The 2,242-nt window shown below is 65.6% G+C and carries 2 protein-coding genes; both read left to right on the top strand.

The genetic code is table 11. The features are described 5' to 3' along the window. On the top strand, positions 1–1,620 hold a 1,620-nt coding region (tssF, locus tag DPV79_RS41325; protein ID WP_113048166.1), incomplete at its 5' end, for a type VI secretion system baseplate subunit TssF. After that, on the top strand, positions 1,620–2,242 hold a 623-nt coding region (gene tssG, locus DPV79_RS41320; RefSeq protein ID WP_113048165.1), incomplete at its 3' end, for a type VI secretion system baseplate subunit TssG. The genes tssF and tssG, both read left to right, overlap by 1 nt.

Raw genomic sequence — 2,242 nt, 5'->3', positions numbered from 1 at the left:
GCGGTCGCGCGCCTCTATCCGGGCCGGACCGAAGGCAATCTCGTCGAAGGCTATCGCGTCGCACGCGGCACGTCGTTCACCGCACGGGTGCCCGATGGGGAAAAAACCGCATGCCAGTTCACCAGCGGCCAGGACGTCACACTCTGGCCGCTCACGATCACCCAGGCGCGCCTGACGGGCATTCCGCCCGACATTCCGGCGCTGGACCGTTACGTACCGGCGGGCACGCAGGTGCGCGGCGCGCTGCGGCTCAGGCTTGCCACCATGGGCGACGTGCGTGTGTCCGACCTGAAGGGCCTGGACCGGCTGCCCGTCTATCTCGCTGGCGACGAACAGGTTGCCTCGCACCTCTTCGAACTGCTGCATGTCGCGAGCGTCGCATCCGTGATCGCCGCACCTGGCGAATTCGGGGCATCGGGCCGGCCACCCTCAGCCGTCACCCACAATGCGGTGGAACACGAGGGATTGCGGACCGATCAGAACCTGCTGCCGCTCACCTGGACGAAATTCCACGGGCACAACCTGTTGCACGAGTATTTCGCGTGTCCCGAACGGTTCTGGTTCTTCGCGCTCAACGGTCTCGCCGAAGGTCTGTCCCGCGTGGATGGCAGCGAGGTCGAAATCGTCGTGCTGCTCGATCGCGCGCCGGGCCAGCTCGCGAACCTCGTCGATGCGTCGCGCTTCGCGCTCTTCTGCACACCCGTCATCAATCTCTTCAAGAAGCACACCGACAAGGTCGAAATCTCGCCGCGCGAGACTGAATTCCACCTGGTGCCGGCGAGGCTCGCACCGCTCGACTATGAGGTGTTCTCCATCGGGAAGGTGTATGGACAGGTCGCAATCACGTCGACCGAACTGGAATTCCGCCCGCTCTACCAGACGCTGAACAACGACGAAGGCAATCACGGACGCTACTTCTCGACGCGGCGCGAGCGGCGACTCGTGTCCAACTCGGCGCGCCGCTACGGTACGCGCACGCCCTATGTCGGAAGCGAAGTGTTCCTCTCCCTCGTCGACCAGAACGAAGCGCCATATGGCGAGGCCATCCGCTTCCTGTCGGTCGATGCGCTGCTCACGAACCGGGATCTCGCCACGCTCGTGCCGCGCGATGGCGTGCGCGACCTTGAGACTGCGCAATCCGCGCCGCTCGAGAGCATCGGGCTCATTCGCGCGCCGAGCTCACCCAAAGCGCCGTTTGCTGAGCGCGAGATGGCCTGGCGTCTGATCCGCCAGCTCAACTTCAACTACCTGCCGTTCGAGGATCTCGATCACCGTGAAGGGGGACAGGGCCTGCGCGATCTGTTGCGCCTGTACCTCCCGGACGAGGACACCGGGCACCTGCGGCAGGTCGAGAGCCTCGTCGGCGTACAAACGCGCCCCGTGACGCGCAAGCTTCCAGGTACCGGCCCGATGACGTTCGGTCGCGGCATCGAATGCGCATTGACGGTCGATGAAGCGGGTTTCTCCGGCGTGAGTCCGTATCTGTTGGGCGTCATTCTCGAACACTGGCTGGCGCGGCACGTGTCGATCAACAGTTTTACGCAGACCGAGCTGCACTCGATGCAGCGTGGCCGGATCGCGCGGTGGCCCGTGCGCACCGGTACGCGCGGAGTCCTCTGATGAAGCGTGCCACCCTGCCCGCGCTGATGCGCGACAGCACGCTCTCGCCGGAACTGCTCGAACGCCTGCAGGCCGAGCCGTGGCGATTCGGGTTCCTGTCGCTGCTGCGGCGCATCGGTGCGAACGCCACGATCGATCCCGTCGGCACGGCGCGCCGGCCTCAGGCGGAGCCGTTCCGTCTCGGACAGCAACCGAGTCTCGCCTTCGCGCCTCGTGAAGTTGCCAGCGTTCAGGAAGCCGGGGGACGGCTGCAGGTGCGGCTCTTCGGTCTTGGCATGCTCGGCCCCAACGGACCGCTGCCGATCCACGTCACCGAGATCGCGAAGGATCGCGAGGACAGCCGGCGCGATACGACGACGGTCGACTTCTTCGACATCTTCCATCACCGCTACTTCACGCTGTTCTATCGGGCCTGGGCATCGGGCCAAGCTGCGGCGGGACTCGACCGCAAGGACGACGAGCGGTTTTCGTTTTACGTCGCGAGCCTGGCTGGCCAGGACGTCAACGAAATCCAGCAGCGTCCCCTGCCCTCGCATGCGCGACTCGCAGCCTCGGCGCACCTCGTGCGCGAGTCGCGCAATCCGGACGGACTGCGCGCGACGCTCGAACACTACTTCGGCGT

Origin of the sequence: Burkholderia reimsis, from assembly GCF_003294055.1 — a bacterium.
Taxonomy (GTDB): Bacteria; Pseudomonadota; Gammaproteobacteria; order Burkholderiales; family Burkholderiaceae; genus Burkholderia; species Burkholderia cepacia.
This window is presented reverse-complemented; position numbering and strand designations above follow the sequence as displayed.